This window comes from Pseudoalteromonas sp. BZK2, from assembly GCF_014349195.1.
In the GTDB taxonomy this organism is placed as follows: Bacteria; Pseudomonadota; Gammaproteobacteria; order Enterobacterales; family Alteromonadaceae; genus Pseudoalteromonas; species Pseudoalteromonas simplex.
Genome location: NZ_JACSOG010000016.1, coordinates 13,090 through 39,239 on the forward strand (window position 1 = coordinate 13,090; position 26,150 = coordinate 39,239).

Consider the following 26,150-nt stretch of genomic DNA (forward strand, 5'->3'; position numbering starts at 1 on the left):
TGCCTGTTTGCAAATAAATTAGTTTATCTGCAAACAATTATATTTCTGATTAACGACGCTTAGTTTGTTTAGCGCGTTGATTGTGCTTTTTAACCGCCTTACGGATTTGGTTAATTTTTGCACGTTTGTCTTTACGCTTTTCAGGAATAACCGACAGCTTAGTTTGCGTTTCGCGGCCTAGTTGTACTGTTTTGCGTAAATAGTTAACCGTGTCTAAATCAAGTTCAGCCCAACCACCTTGTGGCAAGCGCTTATCAAGCTCTAACTTACCGTAACGAATACGGATAAGACGCGATACTTCAACATCTTGTGATTGCCATAAACGACGTACTTCGCGGTTACGACCTTCTGTTAAAGTCACATTGAACCAACGGTTGATACCTTCACCACCCATAGGTTTGATGTTTAAGAATTTCGCAGGACCATCTTCAAGCTCAACGCCTTTTGTTAGAGTGCGTAGCGTTTCGTTAGTCACTTCACCAAACACACGAGCTGAGTACTCACGCTCTACTTCGTAGCTTGGGTGCATTAAACGGTTAGCAAGTTCACCGTCGTTAGTAAACAGCATTAAACCTGCGGTATTAATATCTAATCGGCCAACTGCAATCCAGCGTTCGCCATCAACACGTGGTAAACGGTCAAATACCGTACGACGACCTTCTGGGTCTTTACGCGTACATAACTCACCTTCTGGTTTGTTATACATAAGCACACGACAAATACGGTCGGCTTTGTCTTCAATTTTTACTACGTGCCCGTCAACGCGAATTACATCGGTTGCTTCAACACGGTCGCCTAAACGTGCCACTTTACCATTTACGCTCACACGGTTGGCATCGATGTATTTTTCCATTTCACGACGTGAACCCACTCCAGCACGGGCTAATACTTTTTGTAACTTTTCAGTTTCTACATTACTCATTCAGATAGTTCTCTCACAGAAGGATCGCTCAATAACTGGTTGATTTTACTCTCCTGAAGTTCAGGTAACGGCGGTAATTCATCTAAACCAGCTAATGAAAAATAATCTAAGAAAGCGGATGTTGTGGCATACAACGCTGGGCGTCCAGGCACCTCTTTATGGCCAACAACCCTAACCCACTCTCTTTCTAATAAGGTTTTAATTATTCCTGAGCCAACAGCAACCCCCCGTACTTGTTCAATTTCACCACGGGTAATAGGTTGTCTATAGGCAATCAAGGATAACGTTTCTAGTAGTGCTCGTGAGTATTTAGGTGCGCGCTCTTGCCATAAGTTTGCCAGCCAAGGCGCTAAACTAGCGCAGGCTTGAAACCTGTAACCGCTGCCTACTGCAACAAGCTTAATGCCTCGGGTTTGATAATGCGTTTGAATTTGTTCAATTGCATTATTAATGCGCGGCATAGATACGCTTAAATCAGCTAATACTGTCTCTTTTAAATGACGTTTAGACACAGGTTTTCCAGCAACAAAAATCGCGGCTTCTATGATTTCGACTAACTGTTCATCACTGATACGTTTTGTGGCCATTGCTACTAAAGGTCATTTTAAATCACTAACGCTCTATTATGACAGAAGTCGGCCAAGGTTGGAAAAATTATTGTAAAAAAGCCAGTGTAAAACACTGGCTTTGGGGGATATTTACGAATGAATTTTGAAATTAGCTATTTTTAACCATTTCAAGGGCATCATCTTCGGCAACGTCGCTGCCATATTTGCTAATGTAATTAACAAACTCAGTGCGGCTTATACGCTTATCTTTGTTGCTATCCATATAGCCAAAGTGATTTGCGATATCGTCGTCATCGGCTTCTTCAATTGAAACATAACCATTTTTGTCGTTATCTAACGATTTAAAATCATTTTCGATTGGGTCAAATTTAGCGATTTCAGCTTTAAATGCTGATTCAGATACCTCACTATCAGCTGCCACCTTGCCTGTATTTAATTGCATGTATGCATTAAATTCAGTACGGCTGATTTGCTCGTCCATATTGGTATCGATGTTTGAAAAATGCTCCCAAATTGCATCATCGTCAGCTTCTACCTTAGAGATATAGCCGTCATTGTCATTATCTAGACTGCCAAAATCGCTGTCGATTTTTGCTAAAGAGTTACTTGCAGAACATGCTGAAAGACTTAGTGCTGCTAAAATTGTAGATGCTAAAGTTAACTTTTTCATAAGACATTTCCTTGTAGTCGATTAGATTCAATTAGACTATTTCAAGTTGAATGCCAAAATGCCTTATTGACTAAAATCAAGCACTTACAATCTAGTTAAGTTACTGTTAAGCCTATGATTTAGCAAGCTTTTCATAGGTTGCTGTAATTTTTTCATAAAAAAAGCGCTCCGAAGAGCGCTTTTTACAAATAACAAAAATGCCGTTATTAGATAGCTGCGTTTTGGTAACGCTTAACGAAGTCTGTTACTGCTTCGCCATTACATTTTAACGTGTTTAAGTTGCCAATTTTTTCACGCACAGGTGTTAAACCTTTTTTAAGTGCAGTGATGCAAAGTTGAGTTTCTTTTTGCTCATTTTTAGCAAACACTTCAACCGCTGCTTTTACTACTTCTTGTGATTGTGCTTTTTTTGCAATTTCACGAATGTCAGTACCGTTACATAAAATGCTTTTTGAAAAACGTGACATTGAAATGCCATGCTTTGCTGCTTCTTTACGTGCAGCGGTAAACCCTTCGTTTGCACTTAAGCTACATAACTTCGATTCAATACTGTTATCAGCTGAAAAGTAGTGCGGGTTGCTTGCTAATGAGCCAAATGAGATACATGCAAGAGAAAGCATCACTAATTGTTTTTTCATGGTTTACCTTTAAATAGTACATAATATGAACGGGTGGTTTGCGCGCATTATATAAACAAAAATAAGCAGATCAACTGAATTATTTATTTAATTTAATAATTAATAGTGAGTTAACAATGTTTTTAAATTAAGCAGCAATTGATCAACATTTACCCAATTTGATTTTCGTAATTAGCTCATGAATAAGCCCTAGTTTGATGATAGAATTGCGCTAAACACTGAAACAAAAATAATAGGTGCACCATGAAGGTAATCTCATTTAACATTAACGGCCTGCGCGCTCGTTTACACCAATTGCAAGCCGTAATTGATAAACATCAACCAGATATTATTGGCTTACAAGAAATCAAAGTACATGATGAGGCCTTCCCTCTCGAAGATGTGCAAAAAATGGGTTATCACGTTTATTTTCACGGTCAAAAAGCACATTACGGCGTGGCAATGTTATGTAAACAAGAGCCAAAATCAGTTGTTAAAGGCTTTGCAACCGATACCGACGAATCACAGCGTCGTATGATCAGTGTTACCGTGACACAAGAAAATGGTCGTGACCTAACGGTGATGAATGGCTACTTCCCGCAAGGGGATAATATTGCCCACGAAACCAAATTCCCTTATAAGCGTCAGTTCTATAAAGATTTAATGACTCACTTAGAAGATAACCACACGGCTGATCAAGATGTTATTGTGATGGGCGACATTAATATTTCACCGACCGATCTCGACATTGGTATTGGTGAACCAAACCGTAAGCGCTGGTTAAAAACAGGTAAGTGTTCTTTCCAACCTGAAGAGCGTGAATGGTTAAGCACTTTATTAAACTGGGGCTTTAAAGATACCTTCCGTGAACTTTACCCAGAAAAAACTGAGCAATACTCGTGGTTTGATTACCGCTCAAAAGGTTTTGATGACAACCGTGGTCTACGTATTGATGTGATCTTAGCAACTCCAGCTCTTGCTGAGCGTTGTGTTGAGTCTGGTATCGATTACGAATTGCGAGGTATCGAAAAACCATCTGATCATGCGCCAATTTGGTCAACATTTAACGCATGATAGACACATTGCAATGGCAGCTCCCTTTGTGGAGCTGTGTGGCTATAATACTCTGGCTCAGCTTTGATAAGCAAAGCGCATCACAATTATTGGCAACGCCAATAAGACAAGTTGGTGTGCTCGCATGTGCTTTAGTACTTGCGGTACTGTGGCGCATTAAAGCGGGGATATTGCCAGGCCTCGAATTGCATATTTTAGGGGTTACTGCAGTGACCCTAATTTTAGGTTGGCGACTGGCTATTTTTGCAAGTACCTTGGCGAGTTTGTTGTTAGTGCTGGTTGCACAATTGCCAATCAGTTTATTGCCTGTGCATTTGTTATTTACAGCGTTCATTCCAATTACGTTGAGCTATCTGTGCTTTGTAATTTGCTATACCTATTTACCAAGACACTTTTTTATTTATATCTTTTTATGCGCGTTTTTAACCGCTGCTGTTATCGCCTGTATTAAAATACTTACCAGCGGTGTGTTTTATTACTTGCTTGGTGATTACAGTTTTATTGAGATTTCAGAAAATTATCTGATTCTGTGTGCCATAATTTGGTTTCCTGAAGCAATGCTCAATGGCATGGCCATTACCTTGATGATCACCTATCGCCCTCATTGGGTTAAAACCTTTTATGATAAGGACTATTTAGACTCATGAGTCTTCACTATCACTGCCCGCTTTGCAAACTTGAACTTACTCTAAACGACAAAACTTACCGTTGTGACAATAACCACAGTTTTGATATCGCCAAAGAGGGTTATGTCAATTTACTTCCCGTGCAAAATAAAAAGTCGAAACAACCGGGCGATAACCTTGAAATGGTGCAGGCTCGCCGCGCTTTTTTAAGTGCCGGACACTATTTGTTTTTACAGCAGGCTTTAGCTGAGTTAGTGGCATCTATCGAACCAAGTTCTGTTATTGATTTAGGCTGTGGTGAAGGTTTTTATACTCAAGCTATAGCTGCACAGTCGAGTGCCGATGTATATGGTGTTGATATATCTAAGCCCGCGGTCAAATACGCCGCTAAGCGTTACGAAAATGCGCATTTTAGTGTCGCGTCGATTAGCCAAGCCCCTTTTGCAGATGCGCAGGCTGATGTGCTTGTTAGTGTGTTTGCCCCTTTATTTGCACAAGAGCTTGCCCGCCTTGCCAAGCCGCAAGCTAGTTTAATTGTTGCAAGCCCTGGGCCTTGGCACCTTAAAGAGTTAAAAGCGTTTATTTATGCTGATGTGAAACCGCATACAGAGATAGAACCACCAGCAGGCTTTAGCAAAGAGTCGATAAACTTGTTAGAGCAACAGGTGCTGTTGTCTGTCGAAGAGATTAAACATTTAATTATGATGACGCCGTTTGCGTGGAAGTTTCGTCCAGAACATTGGCAACAGATAGAGCAGCAAGGCCCACAAAAAGTAACGTTATCGTTTTATGTGAGCCAGTTTATTCGCGATTAGAAGTGTTCTTTAGTGAAGGCTTTATCCATTTTTTCGAACATATCTTTTAATAATTGAGCTAAGTCAGTGTAGCGTGGTTTTTCAGTCGTTAATTGTGACTGATAACCATGCGCCTTCATTTTACTGTGCAGCTCGGTATACCAACTTAGCATTGCTGGCTCTAAACGGGTTTCTGCACGGCGGCCTAGCCACAACAAACCTTGCAGCGGTAGTGATAAAAAGAAAAGCGCGATCGTGATAGCTTGTGGAAAATAATCACTACCTAAGTAATTAACTTGCATAAATACGGTCAGCATTGCCAATATTGGCATCACTGTAATTGCCAGATCAGTGGCCTTGATCACTCTAAATTCGGCAAACAATGGAGCGAGCTCTTGTCGCATCGGCCATTTTTTAGCGTACTGACGACCTGTTTGCACTTGTGACATGACACCTTTTTGCATCATCACTCCTAGGGTTTTCAACTTGTTTCACAACCGAGTGTAACACACTCCCGGATACAATCCCTGCAAAACCTGTCCTAGTTTTAATACCAAATTAATGGTTAGGAGACTAACGTTTAAAGTCTAAATGAGATAAAATGTTATCGGCTTAAGTCAACCAGACTTTAGTATAATTACAGCCTAGCTTTGTTAAGTGTAGCAACAAAATACTTATTTACTATACTGGCAAAGAATTCTAATTATCAAGCCTTAATATACACTGACTGATATCGTACTTTTAGGACCTAGCTATGTCGACGCCCCTTTGCTCACCACAACATGTTTTAGTACTGAACTGTGGTAGTTCAAGTTTAAAATTTGCCATTTTAGATGCCGCCACTTCTGACGAAGTTATTTCTGGTTTAGCTGAGCGCCTTGGCTCAGACACGCCTTCAATCAAATATAAATATAATGGTGAAAAACAACTTATTGAGCTTGCAAAGGGCCAAGCCCACGATGCAGCAATTGCTGAGCTTGTGAAGCTAGTTAATGAGCTAGGCCTTGCAGATAATTTAATTGCTGTGGGTCATCGTGTTGTGCACGGTGGTGAGCATTTCACTGGATCTGTGCTTATTGACGATGATGTACTTGCAGCTATCGAAAAAACAGCCGCACTTGCTCCACTTCATAACCCAGCCAACTTATTAGGCATTCGCACTGCACAGCAAGCGTTCTCAGCGCTGCCACAAATTGCTGTATTTGATACAGCATTTCACCAAAGCATGCCAAATATTGCTTACTTATACGCCCTACCTTACTCGCTTTATAAAGAGCATGGTGTAAGACGTTATGGGTTCCATGGCACGAGCCATTATTATGTTGCAGGTGAAGCTGCAAAATTATTAGGCAAAGAGCGCGAGCAAACCAATGTGATCAGTGCACATTTAGGTAATGGTTGTTCGGTATGTGCGATTAAAGATGGTAAGAGTGTTGATACCAGTATGGGTTTAACACCGCTTGAAGGCTTAGTGATGGGCACGCGCAGTGGTAGCATCGACCCGGGTTTATTCACGTTTTTAACTCAGCAACTAAATTATTCAGTGCAAGAAATTGATGACTTACTTAATAAGCAAAGTGGCCTGTTAGGTATTAGTGAACTATCAAATGACTGTCGCACTATTGAAGAAGCCGCCGTTGAAGGCCACCCGCAAGCGAACCTTGCACTCGATATTTTTTGCTACCGTTTAGCAAAACAAATCGCCGCATTCTTAGTGCCTGTGCAGCGCCTTGATGCACTTATTTTCACCGGTGGTATTGGTGAAAACTCAGATATCATTCGAGACAAAGTGATCACCCAATTAGGCTTTTTAGGCCTTGAGTGTGACGAAGCTGCAAACTTAGCGGCACGTTTTGGTAAAGAAGGCTTAATTTCAAAAGGCCAAACGCATGCTAAAGCGTTTGTGATCCCGACCAACGAAGAATGGGTTATTGCTAACGATGCAGCCCGCATTGCAAAGGAGGGTTAAGTAAATGGCACGTAGAATTATGTTGATCCCTATTTCGACTGGGGTTGGTTTAACATCTGTTTCTGTTGGTTTAGTGCGTGCGCTTGAGCAAAAAGCGCTCAAAGTGAACTTTTTCAAGCCAATTGCACAGCCACGCTCTGGCGATACAGGCCCTGAAAAGTCGACGCAAATTGTCACCCATGGCTCGCCTATTAATCCACCAACACCATTTGAGCTTAGCTATGCAGAACAAATGATTGGTGATGGTAAAGGCGACGATTTACTAGAAGAAATCGTAGAGCGCTTTGAAAGCACTATTAAAGAAGACGAAATTGCTATTATCGAAGGTATGGTGCCAACACGCCGTCAGCCTTATGCAGGCCGTGTAAACCGTGAAATCGCGCAAACACTGGGTGCTGATATTGTTTTTGTTTTAACGCCTAGTAACGATAGCAACGACCAAATTGAAGACCGTTTAGAAATCGCCTCAGGCAACTATGGCGGTGTTAACCACCCTCGCGTGCTAGGCTGTATTTTCAATAAAGTAAATGCTCCTTTAGATGACGAAGGTCGCGCACGTGCAGACCTTGTTGAGGCCCATGAGCCTGAGCAACTTGAAAACGAATTAAACCGTTTAGCATCACTGCCTATTTTCAGAAAACACCCATTTAAGTTATTAGGTTCAATCCCGTGGGATTTCGACCTAGTGGCGCCGCGTGTGCGTGATTTATGTGAATACCTAAAGGCTGAAGTTATTAATGAAGGCGACATGGCTCACCGTCGTTTACGTCGCGTTACTTTCTGTGCTCGTACTGTATCGAATATTTTAAGCCACTTTACCCCAGGTGCACTACTGGTTACTCCGGGCGATCGCTCTGATGTACTCGTTGCCGCTTGTTTATCGGCTATGAATGGTACCAAGCTTGGGGCTATTTTATTAACCGGTGGTTTTAAACCTGAAGATCGCATAATGAAATTATGCGAACAAGCGATGGATACTGGCCTGCCAATTCTTGCTACAGAAGAAGATACATGGCGCACATCTTTATTACTGCACAACTTCAATATGGAAGTACCGTGTGATGATGACCAACGTATCGATAAAGTAAAAGATCACAACGCCAGCCATATTGACTCTGACTGGTTAGACAGCCTGGCACAAAGTGTTGGTCGTACTCGTAAAATGTCTCCACCAGCGTTTCGCTTCTTACTGACAGATAAAGCTCGTCAAGCGAATAAAACGGTTGTTTTACCAGAAGGTAATGAGCCGCGCACAATTAAAGCTGCGGCAATTTGTGGTCAACGTGGCATTGCAAAAACAATTTTACTTGGTGACAAAGAAGAGATTTTACGTATCGCTGAGCAACAAGGTGTTGAGCTTAACGATAACGTAACTATTGTTGAGCCAGGTGATGTGATCAACGATTACGTTGCACCTATGGTCGAAATTCGTAAAAACAAAGGCTTAACAGAAGTGGTTGCTCAAGAACAACTACTGGATAACGTGGTGCTTGGTACTATGATGCTTGAGCAAGGCAAAGTAGATGGCCTAGTGTCAGGTGCTGTTAACACTACAGCGAATACGATTCGCCCGCCGTTACAGTTAATTAAAACTGCACCAGGTTCATCGTTGGTATCGTCAGTGTTCTTTATGTTGTTACCTGATCAAGTTCTGGTTTACGGTGACTGTGCAATCAACCCAGACCCAACGGCAGAGCAACTGGCCGATATCGCGATCCAGTCAGCTGATTCAGCGGCTGCGTTTGGTATTGAACCTCGTGTTGCAATGATCAGCTACAGTACGGGGACTTCGGGTTCAGGTGCTGACGTAGAAAAAGTGCGTGAAGCCACTAAACTTGCCCAGCAAAAGCGCCCTGATTTAGTGATTGATGGCCCGCTTCAGTATGATGCTGCAATTATGGAAAACGTCGCAATTAAGAAAGCACCAGACAGCCCGGTTGCAGGTAAAGCAACGGTGTTTGTATTCCCTGATTTAAATACCGGTAATACAACTTATAAAGCCGTACAACGTAGTGCTGATTTAATTAGTATTGGCCCTATGCTGCAAGGTATGCGTAAGCCGGTAAATGACTTGAGTCGTGGTGCATTAGTAGACGATATTGTTTACACCATTGCCCTTACAGCGATTCAAGCTAAGCAAGTTGAAAGCTTAGAAAATTAACCCTTCAAAATTTAGGCTAATTTATAAAACCTTTATAAATTAGCCTATTACCTTCTTTATACTGACCTATTCCCATATTTATCCACAGAATCTGTGGACAACCTCAACAGCGATATTGGGCAAAACCTCAGCAATCAAAATTATTGCGCTTTATCTTAACTTTGTTTACCTATACTATAAATTCAAAGGCTTCAAAGATAGGATCGCAGATGTCAAAACAAACGTTACAACTTCATAGTGAAGAACTTACCATTCATAGTTTAGATGTCGATGCAACGATTGACCCTGCCTTACTCCAACAAGCTATTTTCTTTATTGCAAAAACGGCTGATGAGCTGTCTATTGTCTGCCCAAGTAGTTTCCAGCTCGACAGTCTAGACCAAGAAACCGACTGGCAAGCACTGGAAGTCATTGGCCCACTTGGTTTTTCATTAACAGGTATTATGGCGAACATTTCTGGCGTGCTAGCAAAAGCGTCAATTTCGATTTTTGCATTATCAACTTACGATACCGATTATGTATTGGTGAAAAAGCAAAGTATGGCCAAAGCCATTACAGCTCTGAAAAAAGACGGTTACCATGTGCTAGGTGATGTTAAATAAGCCATGACTAACGAAGTTCAATACTTACCCGAACGCAGCCTCAGAAAAGCACGCTGCATGGCCATTAAAAGCCCATTTACTGGGCGTGTAAAAAGCATTAGCGAGCACCCTGAGCCATTTTTTCGTTTTGCCACCCTTGGCCCAGGGATTAGTGTTGAACTAACTAGCCACAACATCATCGCGCCATTCGATGGCACCCTATTACAAGTTAAAAATGCCGGTAAAGAATACATTTTACAGGCAAAAAACGGTTTAAAAGTTTTATTAAACTTATCGTTTTCATCGGTTGAAGAACATATCAACCACACCAATATTGCTAAATTAAACGGCAGTAAAATTAGCAAAGGTGAACGATTAGCCTATTTTGATTTACGCGAGCTGAGCAGTCCTATGCTTGGCACACTGTGCGTTCTCAATAGCCAACACCTTGGACCCCTATATTATTCACTATCTCAGGTCACTGCTGGGGTAGACACATTACTCACTGTAACTAAAAAGTAGAATTTATGACTATCATGTACGGTATCAGCAACTGCGATACAATTAAAAAAGCCAAAAAATATTTAACTGATAACAATCAAGAATTTACTTTCCATGATTACCGTAAAGACGGCATTAGTGCTGAGCTAGTTAATGAGTTTGCAGCGCACATTGATTGGCAAGACTTAGTTAATAAACGCGGCACAACTTACCGTCAATTATCTGATGAGCAAAAGCAAAACCTAGATAAAGAATCTGCATTAGCATTGCTGGTTGAGCAACCTGCGATGATCAAGCGCCCGGTACTTGTGCATAACGGCCAATACCACTTAGGTTTTAAAGCCGCTCAATACGATGAGATTTTTGCCTAATGACTCACCCTGTTATTGAACTTGCTCAAGCGCTTATTCAGCGTGAATCAGTAACGCCTGAAGATGCTGGTTGCCAAGCGTTAATGAACGAACGCCTTGAAAAACTAGGCTTTAATATTGAATCACTGTTTTTCACTGATACCTTGAATACTTGGGCTCGTAAGGGAGATGCGTCACCGCATTTTTGTTTTGCTGGTCACACAGATGTTGTACCAACAGGTCCTGAAAAAAATTGGCAGCACCCTCCTTTTTCTGCACAGGTAAAAGACGGTATGTTACATGGCCGCGGTGCAGCCGATATGAAAGGCTCTTTAGCTGCCATGGTGGTTGCCACCGAGCGTTTTGTCGCTAAACACCCAGATCATAAAGGGTCAATTTCGTTTTTAATTACGTCTGATGAAGAAGGCCCGTTTATCAACGGCACAACCCGTGTTATCGATACCCTTGAAGCACGAGGTGAGAAGATTGATTTATGCCTCGTTGGCGAACCATCTTCACGAGATGTACTTGGCGATGTGGTAAAAAATGGTCGTCGTGGTTCATTAACTGGCTTTTTAACTGTGAAAGGTGTGCAAGGCCATGTTGCTTACCCGCATTTAGCGCAAAACCCAATTCATTTAGCTGCTCCTGCGTTAACTGAGCTGAGTCAAACTGAGTGGGATCAAGGTAACGAATTTTTCCCTGCAACGAGTTTTCAGGTTTCGAATATTAACGGTGGCACCGGTGCTGGTAATGTGATCCCAGGTGAACTTGAAATTCAATTTAACTTTCGTTTTAGCACCGAAGTAACTCACCAACAGCTACAGCAACGAGTGGTTGATATTGTTGAGAAACACAACCTCAATTACGAGCTAAATTGGATTGTTAATGGACTACCGTTTTTAACCGATCATGGCCCGTTAGTTGATGCCACCGTGCACGCTATAAAGCAAGTAACTGGACGCGACACCGCACTTGAAACCACCGGCGGTACTTCTGATGGTCGCTTTATTGCACAAACGGGTGCCAAAGTCATTGAGCTTGGTCCGCGTAATGAAACCATTCATAAAGTAGATGAATGTGTTAGCACCGATGATTTAATTCAACTTGCTGATATTTACGAAGTGATTTTAGAGCAGCTGCTTACATGAACCAAACAGAGCTTAAGCAATGCGCCACTGGGTTGAGTAGCTCACATTTAGTTGAGCTACAAAATCATCGCTTGCATCGTAATATTGTCGATGATTTTTTAGCTCTGCAGCAAGGGGCAAAAGAAGCAGGTATTGATCTGACAATTGCCTCAAGCTTTCGTGATTTTTATCGTCAAAGTGCAATTTGGAATGCTAAATTTCAGGGCCTTCGACCAGTTTACACCCTTGAGCAACAAGCAGTAGATTTAAAAAGCCTAAGTGATACTGAAAAGTGCCACGCTATTATGCTTTACTCAGCACTCCCTGGGGCAAGTAGGCACCACTTTGGTACCGACCTCGACATTTACGATACCCGCCCTATTGACGATGATTACCAGCTGCAATTAACCCCTGATGAGTATTCGCCCACAGGGCCCTTTGCCAAGCTTGCTGCATGGCTTGACGATAACCTAGAAAAGTATGGTTTTTATCGCCCTTACCAAGAATACAAAGGTGGAGTTGCCCCTGAGCCTTGGCATATTAGTCATATTGGTGCAGCTGCTAAGATGATGCAGTATTTGTCAGTTGCAACATTACAGCAATGTATTGAACAAAGTGAGCTTAGCGGCAAACAAGCGATACTAGCCGAACTAAACACCCTGTATGAACGCTACGTATTAAATGTTAATAAGCCCTAATCTAGACTCTGCGCTTTTTAGCCATTAAAAACACCAGTACAGCGCCAAGAATTAAGGCGCTGGCTACAACTAAACGCGCTGTTAATTGCTCATCTAATACCACCACCCCAGCTAATGTGGCAAGCACGGGCACGGTTAGCTGTACCACACCTGCTTGGCTACTTTTAAGCCTAGGTAGTGCAATGTACCAAATGCTATAACCAAGCCCAGATGCAAGCGCTCCTGAAGCTATCGCCAAATAAACGCCAGTTGCTGTGATACCCTGCCAATCAACCACGGCTAGAAAGACTAAAATTGGCACAAGTATTAAACTTCTTAGAAAGTTAAAGCTGGTTGCTTGCAAAGGTGAGCTGCATGATTTTCCGCGAATACTGTAAACACCCCACGCCACACCACTTAACGCCATGAGCATTGCCGGCATGAAAGAAGGCACCGTGGCTGAGGGTAGCATTAAGTATATAAACCCCGCAAAAGCGACAAACAAAGCCCCCCACTGCACTTTACTGAGTGGTTCTTTATTTAAAACACTATGGCCTATCATGGTTAACTGTACTGCTGAAAATAAGATAAGTGCGCCTGTGCCAGTGTTTAAATCAACATAGGCAACTGAAAAGCACAGCGCGTAAATAAATAAACTAAGCGCACTGATATTGCTACCTTTGTCGGTTAAAGGTTGTGCTGATTGTGATTTTGATCTCAATAATGTTGTTTGCCATAAAAGTATAACAAGCATCATAAACGCCCCACTCGCTAAGCGAATGACGGTAAAACTTAACGGATCAATATCACCACTTTGCAATGCCATTCGGCACAGCAAAGAGTTAGCTGCAAACGCACAAAGTGCAATAAAGGTATACAGTACAGTGCTTAACAAATGCGGTGTTCCTTTAACATAAAAAATAAAAAGACCAGAAAGTTGTCTATTAACTTACGATTTTTTACATAATTTATCATATAAGGTTAAGCCGCGTATGCTAATCTGAGTACATTGTTTAAAAGGAGTGTTCAGTGCATCGACGTTTATTTATTGGAGCTGCTTTACTGTTATCTGGTTGCAGTACCATAGGTATTACTGATCTATTCCAAGATTATGCGACGCAGCTAAGACCTGTGCGCCAAGCTGTTTCTCAAAATAACATAGCAAGTGCTCAGCAGCTTTTGCCAAGTAACAGCCGAGGCCATAGTAACTATTTGTTAAATCAGCTTGAAACGGCCCGTCTTGAGTTTTTGGCTAAACAAAATTCTCAGGCCAATGAGACCTTTGAAGCTGTTTATCAAAATATGGAAAAAAAGCGTCAAGCAGCCAAAGTACAGCTAAGTGCAGGCCTTGAGCAAACAAATTCATTATTAACCAATGACTCAGTGATTGGTTATGAGCCAGCAGCCTATGAAATGACCATGCTGCATAGCTACAAAGCACTGAGTTATGTATTTGATAAACAACTTGAATCTGCATTAGTTGAAGTTAGACGCGCTAATAAAGTGCAAGAAGATGCACTAAAAGATAATCAAGCTGTACTTGATGAACAAGCGGAAAACTCCGCTGAAGGCTACCCTGATATGGCCGAGTTAATTGGTAATGTCAAAAATGGCTTTCAAAATGCTTTTACGTTTTATTTATCGGCCGTACTTTATGAGGCAGATAAACAATTTGATGATGCCTATATCGACTATAAGAAAGCGCTCGAAATAAACAGTGAGAATAGCTACTTACAGCAAGCAGTGTTACGCCTTGCCAAAAAACAAGGTTTTGATCAGGACTTTGAAGAATTTAGCAAACGCTTTGGCAAATTAAAACAAGCTCAAGCAAACACAGGCCAAGTAATTGTAATTGCAGAGCAAGGTTTAATACCAGCAAGGCAAGAGTTTAATTTACGGTTACCTATTTATACTTCGCGTGGCGATGCACGCTTTTATAGTGTTGCCATGCCAGTTTATCGCGCTGCGCCCTATGCGGCCAGTGATAAAACAGTAACTCTCGATGGCGAAAATTTGCCACTGACGCCCATTGTTAGGCTCGAAGCGCTAGCGGCGAAGACATTAAAGGATCAAAGTGCTGGCAGAATAACCCGACAAGTAATGCGTCTGGTAGCAAAAGAAAAGGTACGTGCAGAGTTAGCAAGAAGTGGCGGCGATGTTGGTAACATTTTAGCCAACATTTATAACGTTGCATCTGAGCAAGCTGATACACGAAGCTGGTTGACTTTACCAAGCCAACTTAGCATTGCTCAGCACCCAATGCCCACAGGTCAGCACACTTTAACTGTGCCAGGGCATGGCGAAATAACTTTTACGGTTGGTAAGCAAGGGTTAACCTTGATTTTTCTAACCTCCATAAATAACTACTACGACACACACGTTGTACAACTCTAGGAGCAATGATGAAATACTTAGTGCCACTATTAACCATTTTACTTGTTGCGGCTTGCTCCTCACGCCCTACCACTTCTGGCATTGGTGTTGAGCAGGCATCACAACAGTATAACCAACAACTGATTGTTAATAACCCTGAACTAGGCAAGAAATTAGCCATTACAGATGTAAAAACACGCCAAACGAACGGCTTAACTGATGTGGTTGTGACACTGGCAAGCCAATATAAAAAGTCTCAATACTTACAATATCAATTTACTTGGTATGACGCTGATGGCTTTGTTATTCGTGGCAACCACTCACCTTGGCAACCTATTACTTTATTTGGATTTGCTAAAACTCAATTACCGGGCCTAGCCCCGACAGCAAATGCTGTCACCTTCTCGCTTGCAGTGCGTGAAGTGTCAACAGAAGCACAAGAATTTGAAGATTAAGGATACTACAATGAAATTACTTTCTGTTAAGTCGGCTGCGGCCGTTGCAATGACAAGCGCTTTGTTACTATCTGGCTGTGCTAATAAAGCCGTTGTTAGCTATGGTGATGCGCAAGCTGTTGAAACCACAGATATCAATTTTGGCTCAACGGATCTACAAAAAGTAGCAAGCCAAATGACAGACTCGTTACTTGCTTCACCTGTGGTTGGTACCATGACAGCAAATACTCGCCCTATCGTGTTTGTTGAGCGTATTAAAAACAAAACGAGCGAGCACATTGATACTGAATCAATTACCGATTCAATCTCAACTCAGTTATTACGTAGTGGTAAGTTCCGCTTTGTTGATATGACCCGTGTTGAAGCTGTGCGCGAACAACTTAATTTCCAAAACGTTGATCCACTTGTCGATCCAAATACCGCTATCGCTTTTGGCCAGCAAGTTGGTGCGCAATATATGTTATACGGCAACTTATCGAGCATTGTTAAATCAAATGCTGACAAGGCTGATGTGTATTACAAATTCACTATGCGTTTAATGGATTTAAAAAGCGGCCTAGTTGAGTGGGCTGATGAAACTGAAATCCGTAAAACACGTGAGAAATCAACCTTTGGCTGGTAGCCAGGAGGGTTTATGAAATACCTAGTAGCAATCTTAGCAAGCTGTTTATTACTGAGCTCACCTAGTTATGCTGACTACCAGCGTAACAAAGCAGTACCAGTACAACAGGTGTTATTTGGCTCAGTACAATCAGTACGAACCATTACCGAACAAGAACTGGTCAAAGACAGAACCAACGGCTGGGAAACCTTTGGCGGTGCACTTATTGGCGGTGTAATCGGTAATCAGTTTGGTGGCGGTAGTGGCCGTACTGTAGCAACCATTTTAGGTTCGATGATTGGTGGCTCTGTTGCTCACAACCGTCAACAAAACAGTCGCGTAATACAATATCAACTTGTTGAATTAATGATCAAAGTAGAAAGCGGCGAACAATTTATGGTTGTGCAAGATAAAGACAACCAAATGCTGTTTAGCCAAGGTGATAAAGTACGCTTGGTGTACCTCAATGATAACACGGTGCGTGTTGATAAAGCGTATTAAGAAAGCGAGCCTCGGCTCGCTTTCTTTAGCTTTGTCGATAATCAGCGAAAAATCGCTGCATCTTACTCATGGCTTCTGTTAAATCATCTTTGTTTGGTAAAAACACCAATCTAAAATGATCAGGATCAGGCCAGTTAAAAGCGCGACCATGCACTAATAAGATTTTCTCCGCTTTGAGTAAATCTAAAATCATGCGCTCATCGTTTTTAATATTAAAGTGCGCCGTATCCACTTTCGCAAATGCGTAAAGCGCCCCTTTAGGCTTTTTACAGCTAATACCATCAATTGCATTTAAACCACGCCATGCAATATCACGCTGAACGTAAAGCCGACCACCTGGGTTTATCAGGTTATCGATTGACTGCACACCACCTAAAGCTTGTTGAATAGCATATTGTGCTGGTACATTGGCACATAAGCGCATTGATGCCAGCATATCTAGGCCACGGCTTAAGTCGTCCATCATGCTAGTGCGACCGCTTAGCACCATCCAGCCCATTCGCAATCCCGCAGCGCGGTACGTTTTTGCTAGGCCATTAAAGGTGATAATTGGTACATCATCACACAGTGCGCCAATTGAGCTGTGGCTGACACCGTCGTACAAGATTTTCTCGTAAATTTCATCGCTCAATAACAATAATTTATGCTCGCGAGCAATGTTGATCAGTTCCATCAACAGATCATCGCTATATACCGCACCGGTTGGGTTATTTGGGTTAATAAGCACCAATGCTTTGGTCTTTGAGGTGATCTTCGATTTAATATCAGCAATATCAGGAAACCAATCTTGTTCTTCATCACAAAGATAATGCACAGGGTTACCCCCTGCTAATTTAACCGATGCAGTCCATAGCGGATAATCCGGTGCAGGAATAAGCACTTCATCGTCATTATCAAGTAGTGCTTGCGTGGTCATTTGAATGAGTTCGCTGACCCCATTACCGATATAAATATTATCGACATCAAGGTTATATAAGCCGCGTTGCTGATAGTGCTGATAGACTGCCACACGGGCTGAGTAGAGGCCTTTAGAGTCACAGTAGCCTTGGGCTGAATATAAGTTACGAATGATATCTTTGTGCATATCTTCAGGCATATCAAAGCCAAAGGCAGCTGGATTACCAATGTTTAGCTTTAATACTTTTTGCCCTTCGTCTTCCATTTTTCGAGCTTGTGCAAGCACAGGCCCACGTATGTCATAACAGACACCGTCTAGTTTGTGACTCTTTTTGATTTGTGACATGGTTACCTCTACTAATTAGCCTTAAGACTAACCTAGTAAGGGGCCACCACGCCAGAGGATTTTTGCGGTTATAACTGAAATAAATTCAAGTTTTTAGCGAGTAGCGAACCAAGCTTGTAATTTTTCTACAGAGCCAGAAACTTGCTGATCGATACTTGCACTGTTTTGCTGTGCTATATCAGCATTCCCTTCATTGAGTGCATGCTCAATTGATTGAGCGAGCTCAGATAGACTTTGGGCTCCAAATTGGGCAGCATTTGATTTTAAGCTATGAGCATGACGCGCTGCAGCTTCGTTGTCTGAACCAAGATTAGCGTGCACTTCAGAGCCTAACCTTTGAAACTCGCTACAACAAAAAGAAAGCGTGTCAGCAAATTGATCACCCAGTAGCGACTCCATTCCTTCAAGCGCACTTTCATCGATAGTGATAGTCGTCATCTTTATCCCTTAATAAAACCAAATATTTAAATCGCAATTTTAGCTGTCTGCTTTAAAAATGCAAAATTACAGCTCTAGCTCATGTATACTAAAGAGACTTCAAATGTATACAAGAGTATCTATGGCTAGAGAATTATGCTCACATTGTGGCTTTTCAATTAAAACCTGTTTATGTGATTCAATAAGCATAATCAATAATAAACTAAAAATCATTATATTACGCCACCCAAGTGAGGAAAAAGTCACTAAAAATACGGCCAATTTACTGAATTTAGGTTTAGAAAATTGCCAGATCATCGCTGGTGAGTCAGAGCAAGACTTTCTACAGCTTGCAACATTGCCAAAAGCAACAACAGCGGTTCTTTACCCTACTGAGGATGCCTTAAGTCTAGATGAGCACACTGCCACTACAGATGCTTTCAAACAGTCTTTAAATCATTTAATCGTAATTGATGGTACATGGAAAAAAGCCTACAAAATGCTGCAATTAACCCCTAGCCTCCGTGCATTTCAAACGGTGAGTTTTAAGCACATACCACAAAACAAATACGTCATCCGTAAAGCACCTCGAGCAGATAGTTTATCAACTTTAGAAGCTGTAACTCATAGCCTTAAATTAATTGAAGGCATTGATGTAACACCACTATACAGATTATTAGCAGCACTGGTCGATAAGCAAACTCAGCATATGCCGGATGATGTTAAGGCACGCTATCTATAATGCGTGTATCAAAACGACTAAGCGCAGGTTTTCATCGTAAGGGACCCGATTACCGCTTTGATGATCAGGTCGATTTTGACGATATTCGCGACACCTTTGGTTTTCGCACTATGGTGGTTGGTAATTGGGTTAATAAGCAAGAACGGCTATTAGCGGCGAATTTAATTTACGATGCTTTAGCCGATCTTGCGCAAATACTGACTTTACCGCCAACGGCAATTGGCCTTAGAGGGAAACTCAATTTTGCTTTTGGTCATGGCGGACAAAAAGGTGTGCAGGCTCATTATAATGCTCACAGCCAAACCCTTGCGCTGGCTAAAAATGCAGGTGGTGGCGCACTCGCCCATGAATGGTTTCATGCTTTTGACCATCATATTTGTCAGCACTTATTTAGCGGCAGAAAGAGCATGCAATTCTGTTCGGCGCTGTGGCTCGAACAGTCACCAGACTTGAGTCATCCACTTAATCAACGCTTAAATGAGTTTTATCATCAGGTATTTTTAGATAACTCTGGTAAAAATCCAAATGAATTCGTAAAACAATCTATCGCTTTTGATAAGCAAGTAAAGCAACTTTATATGAGTATGCCTGAGGAACTAGCTGCCCGCTGTTTTGAAAAGTGTATTAGCGTCCACCCTAACATCAAAAATAGCTTTTTAGTGAGTGGCTTATCGAAAAGTGGCTTAATCTACCCGGATGAGCAGCATACGATGAATTGTTTTGAAGCCTTGCTTAAATATTTTAATCAGCTAGGTTCGCTGTTGCATCAAGATTAAGGTCAAGTTTTTGCACCTTACTTATCCAGTCTAAATAATCATCTGCGGCAAGGGGTTTTGAAAAATAATATCCCTGTCCAAACTGGCAACCATAGCTTTGTAACATAGCGAGGCTTTGCTCATCTTCAATACCCTCAGCAACAACATGTGCACCTAAAGTAGTGGCGATATCACAGGTTGCCTTACAGATACTTTGATCATTAACCGAAAACGGCAGATTTAACACAAATTGTTTATCTATTTTGACTTCATCAAAACCAAGTTGGCTTAAATAGGCAAGTGATGAGTAGCCTGTACCGAAATCATCAATAGCGAGTTTTAGACCTATTAAACGGTAATCATCAAGCGTGGCTTTAATTTTTTTACTTTCTTCTAAGGTCGCTGATTCAGTGAGCTCTAACATCACTGATTCAGCCGCCACATTTTGCTCATTTAAAATGGTAATTAGCAGCACAGGTAAATTTTTATTTAATAAATCCTTTGCAGAAATATTGATGGAAATAACATGATCGGGTATCAGTTTGCAAAACTTCGCTTGCCATTCAACCCCCTTTTCAACGACCCACTCTGTTAGCTGATTGATCACCCCTGCTGACTCTGAAATTGGAATAAATATCTCAGGACTAACAATACCAAAAATTGGATGTGTCCAGCGCAGTAATGCTTCACAGCCAACTACTTTGCCCGTTTTCAAACATATCTGCGGTTGAAAGTGCAAACTTAGCTGGTTTTCATCAATCGCAATTTTAAGTGCTGCAGCAATGGATAACCTTTGTTCAGAAAGCCGCGCACTTTCTGAGTCGAACATACGCCAACGTTCACCTTGTAGGCGCTTTTCAGTCATTGCTTGTATTGCACATTGCAATATTTGTTTCGCGGTATTGCCATGCATCGGGTAATAAGCAACACCAATATCAACACGGTCGACTAAGTTAATTTCTTCATGAGTAAGGCCCTCTTCAAACACACCATGGATCATGCAGGCAAATTGCTCAATATGGCTTAATTCTAGTTCGCCCAAGATCAAACACCCAAATGTACTATCGTCAATATGAGCAAGCCATGTGCTTCTGGTGGCTTGAACTTCCAACTTTAATGTATTCATGGTCTGCATCTGAATGTTTAATATACTTAGTTTTTCATTGATACAAATATTAGCTTGCTCAAACCCAAAGGTAGAACGTGCATTTGAGAGTACATGAGGTTTAAATAATAAAACTGAAAAATGTTGCTTTTGCGACACTTTTTTCATCATTTGCGCGAGTAAAAATTGTTTATTTGGTAGCTTCGTATCCGCATCGTGCAGCATCGAATAACTAAATGCTGAAATTTGCTGACGGTCTTTTAATAACAGTACGGAGCAGATCGCCAATGATGTGAGCAATAAAATGGTGTTATGAATTCCATGGTAGCCAATACCAAATCCATTCCATAAAAACAGACTTAACACCTGAATAACAATAATTAGAAGCATAAAAATACGCAGATGAGTACGATTACCCTTACGCTTAATCAAACTATAAAATATTACAGAGGCAAAGCACAAAAAGCCCAAACAGCTGACTATAAATAACCACTGACGATTAAAATGAGGCAATAGTGATGACAATAAAGCTGCACTGAATAAACACAGCATCATTGCTTGCCAGGCCTTTTTAAACTTTGCTGTATAGGTATGGATCGCTAAAAAATGATATAAAAAATAGCTCACAAAACATAATGCGAACTCATTAACAGGCCATTTAGATTCCCAATTAAAACCACCAATTAGATAATTTATTAATCCGTTATCGATTAAAAACCCAATGGTGACCAATATAAAATAGGCATTTAGGACTAAGTATTTTGTTCGCTGGGATACAAAAAAGTAAACACCACAAACAAACATACACAAAATCAGCCCCCCTAAAATCGCACCGTAACTCAAAATAGTTTGATGTAAGTCAACTTCAAAACTTTTTGCTGTTTCGACACCTAGTTCTAATGTTAGAGACCTTTTGTGCACGAAGTTAACTAGCGCCCAGCGAGCTCCTTGGCTGTGCTCTATTAACCAATGAGGTCGCACATTCGATAAACTTTCTAGAGAAGCAAGCCGCTGATCATTGGTGGACTGATAATTTTCATCTAACAGATAAAACTTTGCCCACGTTAAGTTAGGCTCACTAAGATAAACAACATAGTTTTTATTTTCAGGCAATTGCTGTAAATCGATAATTAACCAATAGGAGGTTTGTGCTGCGAGGCGAACCGTATTGTTTTCTAAAGCATTTAAAGGCTCAGCATTTTGCAGTGATACTTCGAGGGTCTGACTAAGTTTGGCTAAAGGCTGTTCTGAATCAAGTACCCATACCGGTAAGTTATTGCTTGCAGCATTAATACTGGCACTATGAAGCGATACGCAGCCCAGTAAAACGAGCAAAATTTTTATAACCTGATGGATCAGCTTGCCAATAAAGTGCATTTTAGCTCCGTGCTTTAAACACCAGCTAAAAGTATGGGATGAATACGCTTAAATTGCCAATTTATGAGAATGCAAATAAGTAAAAAGTTTAACAAATAATGATATGTGGCCCAAAGACCACATGTTGAAGGATTATTTATTATCGTCACTAATGCGGCTTGCTACTGCCGTATTTTGATCTTTATATTTAGCATCTTTACGCGTGTTATAAGGGTTCTGTGCTGGGCTTGTCATGGTTTCAAAACTCATGGCACCAATTTTCATCATTGGACGAAGCGCAAGTGGCAGCTTGCCTGAGTTATAAAACTCTAAAACGATATTACCCGACCAACCTGGATCAATACGATGCGCTGTTACATGTACCATCAAACCAAGGCGTGCTAACGACGAGCGACCATCTAACCAACCAACAATATCTGCTGGTAAAGTAACTTTTTCATGAGTAATAGCCAATGCTAATTCACCTGGATGAAGGAAAAAAGCTTCTTCTTCATCAAGCACAATTTCATCACTCATGATTGATTCCATTGCCTTATTAAGCTGATCTTTAGGGCCACTTAAATCAACATACGCAGCAGTATGATCTTGGAAAACACGAAACTTATTGCCCAAACGCAGGTCAACCGTGACACCCGAGATCATTTCATTACTTGGTGCTGGCTCTATAACAATGCGGCCTTCGTCAATATATTGCTGAATATGGGTATCTGATAATCTCATTTATTATTCTACCTAAACAACTTAAACATTTGATTTAAAGTTGGAAAAAACGATAACTTTAACAAAAAACACAAACCTTTTGCGTCTACGAAAAGCTAATTATAGTGGACTTAGTGAGGCATATATTACACAAATCAACTGTGCGTTGCTTCAATAATTATTAATTAATTAAAATAGATAATAAAAAGCCGCTCAACGAGCGGCTTTTGTTCCTTTTGAGATCACATATTAAAAGCTATAACGGGCACCGATTGTGTAACGTGGTCCATATTGACGAGCAAATAAGAACTGCTCTTCGTAACGGCCATAGCCACGCTCAGTTTCGTTGTTAAGGTTTATACCTTCAAAGAAAACAGTCATGTTTTCGTTAATGTCGTAGTTAACACTCAAGTCCCACTGACCATATGTATCGCCAAATTGTGGCGGCGCATCAGATGAGCCTTGTGCTTGACCAACACCAATTAAGTAAGAGTCACGCCATGCGTAAGTCACTTTCACAGATAAACCATCTTTATCGTAAAAAGCTTGGAAGTTAGCTGAGTCACTTAAGCCTTCTAAAGGAAATTGCGGTTTGAGATCATTTGCATCAAATTCAACATCTCCATCAACAAATGTGGCATTAACACCTAAACCAAAACCACTTTCACCAAATAAGTGCTGTACAGCAAGTTCAAAGCCATCAACTGATTTACTATCCGTGTTTTGTGGTTGAGTAATATCCCACACCATGAGAGGATCAGAACTCGTTGGTTCAATAGCACCATCCGCATTACCATAACCTAATGCCAGCATCTCATTGAAAATTGCATTTGTTGTAGCTTGTTCACCACGGGCTTCAATTGACGCAACAGCCTCTTGATATCGCGGACCATCTAAAATATCGTATAAGCCGTCAATGGTTATTTGCTGTGTCGTGTTTGAAATAAAGTTATCAACATCTTTTTTGAAGTAACCAACCGACGCGTAGCTACCTTCGCCGTAGTAATATTCAAGGGATAAATCAAGGTTTGTTGACTCAAATGGCAGCAGATCAGTATTACCTTGACCACCTGTGCGTGAATCCGGTTTAGGGCTACCCGTTAGGCTTCGGCCACCAGCCAAATTACCAAGCGGGGCGCGAGCCATGGTTTTACCCCAAGAAACACGACCTACAAGCTCATCTGTAATTTCAACTTTTACGTCGATATTTGGTAACCAGATATCATAGTTACCTTCTTCTTGATAAAAGTTATCTGTACCGCCAGTTTCGTACTGCATGATCCATTCCGACGCGGCTACCCAGTTGACTTGTTTTTCAATTTTTTGGCGAACCGTGCTGGTCACATCCGTTTCTTCGTAACGAAGCCCTGCGTTGATCTGCACAAAATAATCAGCAACATCAAATTCCCACAAGCTATTCACATAGAAGCTTTGCGTTTTCTCTTCTACGTAGCTTTCACTGTCGATACCATCAAAGAATGGATCAATTGAGTATTGATTATCACCCAATAAGTCTTCATTCAAATAAGCAAGTTGACGCGCTAACGCTTCTTCAAAGCTATAGGTGTAATAGTAATTTGGTTCAAGGGCACTACCACCACCAGAGAATTGATCTAGCATGTCGCCTGTATCATTATAAGTGAACATGCCATCAGGGAAGATTTCGGTGAATGATGGGTTAAAACCAGGGCCGCCACGTAAGCCACTCCATGCAGTAAAACCACCCATAGTTTGCTTAGTATTGGCAGCACCGAATTTCACTTTAACAAGTGGAATTTCAAAGCTTTCATTGAACCACGTAGCATGAAGCTGTGCCTGCTCAACATTAGACTCACCTGGCGAGTAAATAAACTGACTGAAGTTTGAATCAATCTCACTTGGATCAAGTACCGTCGTACCATTATTCCAATTTACGTAGGCGTGCGGAATTTCACCAGTGCGGTAATCATACACTTTGCTCTGTAACTGATCCGAACCAAGAATGATTTGACCATCAGAACCTAAGCCATCATCTGCGCCGTTATCTGTTTCGTTTTTCGAATCATGATAATCGAACTCAACTTCCCACTGGTCATTGATTTGCCATTCTAGGTTTAAACCAATTGAACGTGCTTTTACTTCTGTGGTGCCACGGCTTGCTGTAAATGAACCATCATTACCACTAAAATCGGCATAAAGCGCTGTACCATTTTCATCAAGCTCATAGCTATTAATATTTGTACTAAAATCGTTCCAGATACCCCAACCAACAGTATTCACACCTGTAATTGCACGACTTGCTGTGTAATCAACCGTTGCAGTAAAGCTTTCAATTGGCGAGTACTGTAAAGTTACTTGGCCATTAGTGCGCTCACGTTCAACATCAGCAATACTGTAATTCATGTCTTTCGGGAAGAAATGATTACCTACACGGTTGCCTTCGCTATCGACTGCACGTGGGTCAATATAGTCACCTTCATCAAGGGTCGGTAAATCAACATTGGCTTGCCAACCTTGAATATTGGCGTTTTGCTGTTGAAAATCACGTTCTTGATGTGAGAATGATGCCGCAAAACCAAATGTATCATCAGCATAAGTATTGCTGTACATTGCTGAAAACTCTGGGGTTACATCATCACCGGCTTCATTAGATGAATCGTGAATAGCCTTAATAGACGAGCTAAATTTCTCGCCTGGGCTATTTAATGGGCGCGTAGTAATAATATTTACCGTAGCACCTAGACCACCACTTGGTACATCTGCTTGCCCTGATTTTGCTACTTCAAGTGCACTGACACCATCAGCGGCAATATTCTCAAGGGCGTAAGAACGGGTGTAACCCGTACCTGGCATTTGACGGCCATTCAGCATTACGAGGTTAAACTCAGGACCAAAACCACGTACCGTAATTTCGCTACCTTCGCCGTTTGAACGGCTCACTGATACACCGGTAATACGTTGTAATGATTCAGCTAAGTTAGTATCTGGGAATTTACCCATCTCTTCTGCTGAAATCGCATCTACAACACCTGTTGCATCACGTTTCATATCCATGGCGCGGATCATACTGCCACGAATACCTTTAATTTCGATAACTTCAATATTGTTATCAGCTTTCTCTTGTTCATCTTGTGCATAAGCAGACATAGTGCCCAGCCCTGCAGTTAAGATCATCGCAACTGACGCTGCAAGAGGTGTTTTAATAAATTTTGTGCTTTTCATGATTTACCTGCTTTTGCAATATGTTGTCATGGATACTGGG

The 26,150-nt window shown here is 41.3% G+C and carries 27 protein-coding genes; 16 read left to right on the forward strand and 11 right to left on the reverse strand.

The genetic code is table 11. The features are described 5' to 3' along the window. Nucleotides 1-49: 49 nt before the first annotated feature. The 4 genes from rluB to BIZ38_RS11565 all read right to left on the reverse strand — a co-directional run bounded on the left by rluB (nucleotide 50) and on the right by BIZ38_RS11565 (nucleotide 2,799). Entirely contained in the window at nucleotides 50-922 is an 873-nt protein-coding gene (gene rluB / locus BIZ38_RS11550) for a 23S rRNA pseudouridine(2605) synthase RluB (RefSeq protein ID WP_055198703.1), read from the reverse strand. After that, complete coding sequence (gene scpB, locus BIZ38_RS11555) at nucleotides 919-1,509, reverse strand: SMC-Scp complex subunit ScpB (protein ID WP_054552968.1); 591 nt, start codon at nucleotides 1,507-1,509, stop codon at nucleotides 919-921. Before scpB ends, rluB begins: the two co-directional genes overlap by 4 nt. 130 nt (nucleotides 1,510-1,639) lie before the next feature. Continuing rightward, a complete protein-coding gene (locus BIZ38_RS11560) occupies nucleotides 1,640-2,161 on the reverse strand; it encodes an EF-hand domain-containing protein (protein WP_138600085.1) in 522 nt (173 codons plus the stop codon). A 206-nt stretch (nucleotides 2,162-2,367) separates the two neighbouring features. Continuing rightward, the gene (locus tag BIZ38_RS11565) at nucleotides 2,368-2,799 is read right to left on the reverse strand and encodes an exonuclease III (RefSeq protein ID WP_187490314.1); all 432 of its coding nucleotides are present in this window, start codon (nucleotides 2,797-2,799) and stop codon (nucleotides 2,368-2,370) included. 243 nt (nucleotides 2,800-3,042) lie between these two features. On the opposite strand from BIZ38_RS11565, the gene xthA reads away from it, so the two are divergent. Genes xthA through BIZ38_RS11580 form a run of 3 tightly spaced genes read left to right on the forward strand, consistent with a single transcriptional unit; the run spans nucleotide 3,043 to nucleotide 5,293 of the window. Next, nucleotides 3,043-3,852 (forward strand): exodeoxyribonuclease III, encoded by an 810-nt coding sequence (xthA, locus tag BIZ38_RS11570; RefSeq protein ID WP_138615750.1) that lies wholly within the window; start codon nucleotides 3,043-3,045, stop codon nucleotides 3,850-3,852. Beyond that, the gene (locus tag BIZ38_RS11575) at nucleotides 3,849-4,499 is read left to right on the forward strand and encodes an energy-coupling factor ABC transporter permease (protein WP_152967138.1); all 651 of its coding nucleotides are present in this window, start codon (nucleotides 3,849-3,851) and stop codon (nucleotides 4,497-4,499) included. The genes xthA and BIZ38_RS11575 overlap by 4 nt, the downstream gene beginning before the upstream one ends. After that, nucleotides 4,496-5,293: a putative RNA methyltransferase gene (locus BIZ38_RS11580; protein WP_187490315.1), complete on the forward strand. Its 798-nt coding sequence runs from the start codon at nucleotides 4,496-4,498 to the stop codon at nucleotides 5,291-5,293. Before BIZ38_RS11575 ends, BIZ38_RS11580 begins: the two co-directional genes overlap by 4 nt. Here the strand turns inward: BIZ38_RS11580 and yfbV are convergent. Then, the gene (yfbV, locus tag BIZ38_RS11585) at nucleotides 5,290-5,736 is read right to left on the reverse strand and encodes a terminus macrodomain insulation protein YfbV (RefSeq protein WP_054552963.1); all 447 of its coding nucleotides are present in this window, start codon (nucleotides 5,734-5,736) and stop codon (nucleotides 5,290-5,292) included. The two genes, BIZ38_RS11580 and yfbV, sit on opposite strands and share 4 nt — an antisense overlap. A 290-nt stretch (nucleotides 5,737-6,026) precedes the next feature. Between yfbV and BIZ38_RS11590 the strand changes: the two genes are divergently transcribed. From BIZ38_RS11590 to BIZ38_RS11620, 7 genes are all read left to right on the forward strand, one after another. Further along, a complete protein-coding gene (locus tag BIZ38_RS11590) occupies nucleotides 6,027-7,241 on the forward strand; it encodes an acetate kinase (protein WP_187490316.1) in 1,215 nt (404 codons plus the stop codon). 4 nt (nucleotides 7,242-7,245) lie between these two features. Further along, nucleotides 7,246-9,402 carry a phosphate acetyltransferase gene (gene pta, locus BIZ38_RS11595; RefSeq protein WP_187490317.1) on the forward strand — a complete coding sequence of 719 codons (2,157 nt, stop codon included), beginning with the start codon at nucleotides 7,246-7,248 and terminating at the stop codon, nucleotides 9,400-9,402. Nucleotides 9,403-9,611: 209 nt separating this feature from the next. Further along, complete coding sequence (locus tag BIZ38_RS11600; protein ID WP_054552960.1) at nucleotides 9,612-10,004, forward strand: ACT domain-containing protein; 393 nt, start codon at nucleotides 9,612-9,614, stop codon at nucleotides 10,002-10,004. A gap of 3 nt (nucleotides 10,005-10,007) precedes the next feature. Beyond that, nucleotides 10,008-10,505, forward strand: coding sequence for a PTS glucose transporter subunit IIA (locus BIZ38_RS11605; protein ID WP_054561267.1), 498 nt, complete (start codon nucleotides 10,008-10,010; stop codon nucleotides 10,503-10,505). Nucleotides 10,506-10,510: 5 nt separating this feature from the next. Further along, nucleotides 10,511-10,855: an ArsC family reductase gene (locus BIZ38_RS11610; protein WP_054561266.1), complete on the forward strand. Its 345-nt coding sequence runs from the start codon at nucleotides 10,511-10,513 to the stop codon at nucleotides 10,853-10,855. After that, the gene (gene dapE, locus BIZ38_RS11615; protein WP_054552957.1) at nucleotides 10,855-11,985 is read left to right on the forward strand and encodes a succinyl-diaminopimelate desuccinylase; all 1,131 of its coding nucleotides are present in this window, start codon (nucleotides 10,855-10,857) and stop codon (nucleotides 11,983-11,985) included. Before BIZ38_RS11610 ends, dapE begins: the two co-directional genes overlap by 1 nt. Beyond that, nucleotides 11,982-12,662, forward strand: a complete 681-nt coding sequence (locus BIZ38_RS11620) for a M15 family metallopeptidase (protein WP_187490318.1) — start codon at nucleotides 11,982-11,984, stop codon at nucleotides 12,660-12,662. The genes dapE and BIZ38_RS11620 overlap by 4 nt, the downstream gene beginning before the upstream one ends. A 1-nt stretch (nucleotide 12,663) precedes the next feature. Here the strand turns inward: BIZ38_RS11620 and BIZ38_RS11625 are convergent, their stop codons facing one another. Continuing rightward, nucleotides 12,664-13,536 (reverse strand): DMT family transporter, encoded by an 873-nt coding sequence (locus tag BIZ38_RS11625; RefSeq protein ID WP_262387602.1) that lies wholly within the window; start codon nucleotides 13,534-13,536, stop codon nucleotides 12,664-12,666. 134 nt (nucleotides 13,537-13,670) lie between these two features. Between BIZ38_RS11625 and BIZ38_RS11630 the strand changes: the two genes are divergently transcribed. From BIZ38_RS11630 to BIZ38_RS11645, 4 genes are read left to right on the forward strand one after another with little or no spacing between them, the layout of a single operon-like run. Next, nucleotides 13,671-15,035 (forward strand): COG3014 family protein, encoded by a 1,365-nt coding sequence (locus BIZ38_RS11630; protein ID WP_187490319.1) that lies wholly within the window; start codon nucleotides 13,671-13,673, stop codon nucleotides 15,033-15,035. A gap of 8 nt (nucleotides 15,036-15,043) precedes the next feature. Next, nucleotides 15,044-15,469 carry a YcfL family protein gene (locus tag BIZ38_RS11635; RefSeq protein ID WP_054552954.1) on the forward strand — a complete coding sequence of 142 codons (426 nt, stop codon included), beginning with the start codon at nucleotides 15,044-15,046 and terminating at the stop codon, nucleotides 15,467-15,469. 10 nt (nucleotides 15,470-15,479) lie between these two features. Next, entirely contained in the window at nucleotides 15,480-16,091 is a 612-nt protein-coding gene (gene lpoB, locus BIZ38_RS11640) for a penicillin-binding protein activator LpoB (protein WP_054552953.1), read from the forward strand. 12 nt (nucleotides 16,092-16,103) lie between these two features. Continuing rightward, the gene (locus tag BIZ38_RS11645) at nucleotides 16,104-16,571 is read left to right on the forward strand and encodes a glycine zipper 2TM domain-containing protein (protein WP_187490320.1); all 468 of its coding nucleotides are present in this window, start codon (nucleotides 16,104-16,106) and stop codon (nucleotides 16,569-16,571) included. 25 nt (nucleotides 16,572-16,596) lie between these two features. Here the strand turns inward: BIZ38_RS11645 and BIZ38_RS11650 are convergent, their stop codons facing one another. Both BIZ38_RS11650 and BIZ38_RS11655 read right to left on the reverse strand, forming a co-directional pair. Continuing rightward, complete coding sequence (locus BIZ38_RS11650) at nucleotides 16,597-17,814, reverse strand: pyridoxal phosphate-dependent aminotransferase (RefSeq protein ID WP_187490321.1); 1,218 nt, start codon at nucleotides 17,812-17,814, stop codon at nucleotides 16,597-16,599. 93 nt (nucleotides 17,815-17,907) lie between these two features. Next, entirely contained in the window at nucleotides 17,908-18,252 is a 345-nt protein-coding gene (locus tag BIZ38_RS11655; protein ID WP_054552950.1) for an Hpt domain-containing protein, read from the reverse strand. Between the two features lie 121 nt (nucleotides 18,253-18,373). On the opposite strand from BIZ38_RS11655, the gene BIZ38_RS11660 reads away from it, so the two are divergent. Both BIZ38_RS11660 and BIZ38_RS11665 read left to right on the forward strand, forming a co-directional pair. Then, on the forward strand, nucleotides 18,374-18,973 hold the full coding sequence (locus tag BIZ38_RS11660; RefSeq protein ID WP_187490322.1) for a tRNA-uridine aminocarboxypropyltransferase: 600 nt from the start codon (nucleotides 18,374-18,376) through the stop codon (nucleotides 18,971-18,973). Beyond that, on the forward strand, nucleotides 18,973-19,749 hold the full coding sequence (locus BIZ38_RS11665; RefSeq protein ID WP_138600098.1) for a CLCA_X family protein: 777 nt from the start codon (nucleotides 18,973-18,975) through the stop codon (nucleotides 19,747-19,749). Before BIZ38_RS11660 ends, BIZ38_RS11665 begins: the two co-directional genes overlap by 1 nt. On the opposite strand, the gene BIZ38_RS11670 is transcribed toward BIZ38_RS11665, so the two are convergent. The 3 genes from BIZ38_RS11670 to BIZ38_RS11680 all read right to left on the reverse strand — a co-directional run bounded on the left by BIZ38_RS11670 (nucleotide 19,715) and on the right by BIZ38_RS11680 (nucleotide 26,110). Then, nucleotides 19,715-22,210, reverse strand: a complete 2,496-nt coding sequence (locus BIZ38_RS11670) for an EAL domain-containing protein (RefSeq protein ID WP_187490323.1) — start codon at nucleotides 22,208-22,210, stop codon at nucleotides 19,715-19,717. The genes BIZ38_RS11665 and BIZ38_RS11670 overlap by 35 nt on opposite strands. A gap of 132 nt (nucleotides 22,211-22,342) precedes the next feature. Continuing rightward, entirely contained in the window at nucleotides 22,343-22,930 is a 588-nt protein-coding gene (gene dcd, locus BIZ38_RS11675) for a dCTP deaminase (protein WP_138615771.1), read from the reverse strand. Between the two features lie 228 nt (nucleotides 22,931-23,158). Further along, nucleotides 23,159-26,110, reverse strand: coding sequence for a TonB-dependent receptor (locus BIZ38_RS11680; protein WP_187490324.1), 2,952 nt, complete (start codon nucleotides 26,108-26,110; stop codon nucleotides 23,159-23,161). Nucleotides 26,111-26,150 lie beyond the last annotated feature (40 nt).

Bases quoted from the DNA above. Each gene is read 5' to 3' on its own strand.
- lpoB (WP_054552953.1), top strand. From the start codon at position 15,480: ATGAAATTACTTTCTGTTAAGTCGGCTGCGGCCGTTGCAATGACAAGC.
- dapE (WP_054552957.1), top strand. From the start codon at position 10,855: ATGACTCACCCTGTTATTGAACTTGCTCAAGCGCTTATTCAGCGTGAA.
- dcd (WP_138615771.1), bottom strand. From the start codon at position 22,930: ATGAGATTATCAGATACCCATATTCAGCAATATATTGACGAAGGCCGC.
- xthA (WP_138615750.1), top strand. From the start codon at position 3,043: ATGAAGGTAATCTCATTTAACATTAACGGCCTGCGCGCTCGTTTACAC.
- BIZ38_RS11610 (WP_054561266.1), top strand. From the start codon at position 10,511: ATGACTATCATGTACGGTATCAGCAACTGCGATACAATTAAAAAAGCC.
- BIZ38_RS11580 (WP_187490315.1), top strand. From the start codon at position 4,496: ATGAGTCTTCACTATCACTGCCCGCTTTGCAAACTTGAACTTACTCTA.
- BIZ38_RS11660 (WP_187490322.1), top strand. From the start codon at position 18,374: ATGGCTAGAGAATTATGCTCACATTGTGGCTTTTCAATTAAAACCTGT.
- BIZ38_RS11645 (WP_187490320.1), top strand. From the start codon at position 16,104: ATGAAATACCTAGTAGCAATCTTAGCAAGCTGTTTATTACTGAGCTCA.
- BIZ38_RS11620 (WP_187490318.1), top strand. From the start codon at position 11,982: ATGAACCAAACAGAGCTTAAGCAATGCGCCACTGGGTTGAGTAGCTCA.
- BIZ38_RS11565 (WP_187490314.1), bottom strand. From the start codon at position 2,799: ATGAAAAAACAATTAGTGATGCTTTCTCTTGCATGTATCTCATTTGGC.
- rluB (WP_055198703.1), bottom strand. From the start codon at position 922: ATGAGTAATGTAGAAACTGAAAAGTTACAAAAAGTATTAGCCCGTGCT.
- BIZ38_RS11650 (WP_187490321.1), bottom strand. From the start codon at position 17,814: ATGTCACAAATCAAAAAGAGTCACAAACTAGACGGTGTCTGTTATGAC.
- pta (WP_187490317.1), top strand. From the start codon at position 7,246: ATGGCACGTAGAATTATGTTGATCCCTATTTCGACTGGGGTTGGTTTA.
- BIZ38_RS11670 (WP_187490323.1), bottom strand. From the start codon at position 22,210: ATGCACTTTATTGGCAAGCTGATCCATCAGGTTATAAAAATTTTGCTC.
- BIZ38_RS11665 (WP_138600098.1), top strand. From the start codon at position 18,973: ATGCGTGTATCAAAACGACTAAGCGCAGGTTTTCATCGTAAGGGACCC.
- BIZ38_RS11635 (WP_054552954.1), top strand. From the start codon at position 15,044: ATGAAATACTTAGTGCCACTATTAACCATTTTACTTGTTGCGGCTTGC.
- BIZ38_RS11600 (WP_054552960.1), top strand. From the start codon at position 9,612: ATGTCAAAACAAACGTTACAACTTCATAGTGAAGAACTTACCATTCAT.
- BIZ38_RS11605 (WP_054561267.1), top strand. From the start codon at position 10,008: ATGACTAACGAAGTTCAATACTTACCCGAACGCAGCCTCAGAAAAGCA.
- BIZ38_RS11680 (WP_187490324.1), bottom strand. From the start codon at position 26,110: ATGAAAAGCACAAAATTTATTAAAACACCTCTTGCAGCGTCAGTTGCG.
- BIZ38_RS11575 (WP_152967138.1), top strand. From the start codon at position 3,849: ATGATAGACACATTGCAATGGCAGCTCCCTTTGTGGAGCTGTGTGGCT.
- BIZ38_RS11590 (WP_187490316.1), top strand. From the start codon at position 6,027: ATGTCGACGCCCCTTTGCTCACCACAACATGTTTTAGTACTGAACTGT.
- BIZ38_RS11560 (WP_138600085.1), bottom strand. From the start codon at position 2,161: ATGAAAAAGTTAACTTTAGCATCTACAATTTTAGCAGCACTAAGTCTT.
- BIZ38_RS11655 (WP_054552950.1), bottom strand. From the start codon at position 18,252: ATGACGACTATCACTATCGATGAAAGTGCGCTTGAAGGAATGGAGTCG.
- scpB (WP_054552968.1), bottom strand. From the start codon at position 1,509: ATGGCCACAAAACGTATCAGTGATGAACAGTTAGTCGAAATCATAGAA.
- yfbV (WP_054552963.1), bottom strand. From the start codon at position 5,736: ATGCAAAAAGGTGTCATGTCACAAGTGCAAACAGGTCGTCAGTACGCT.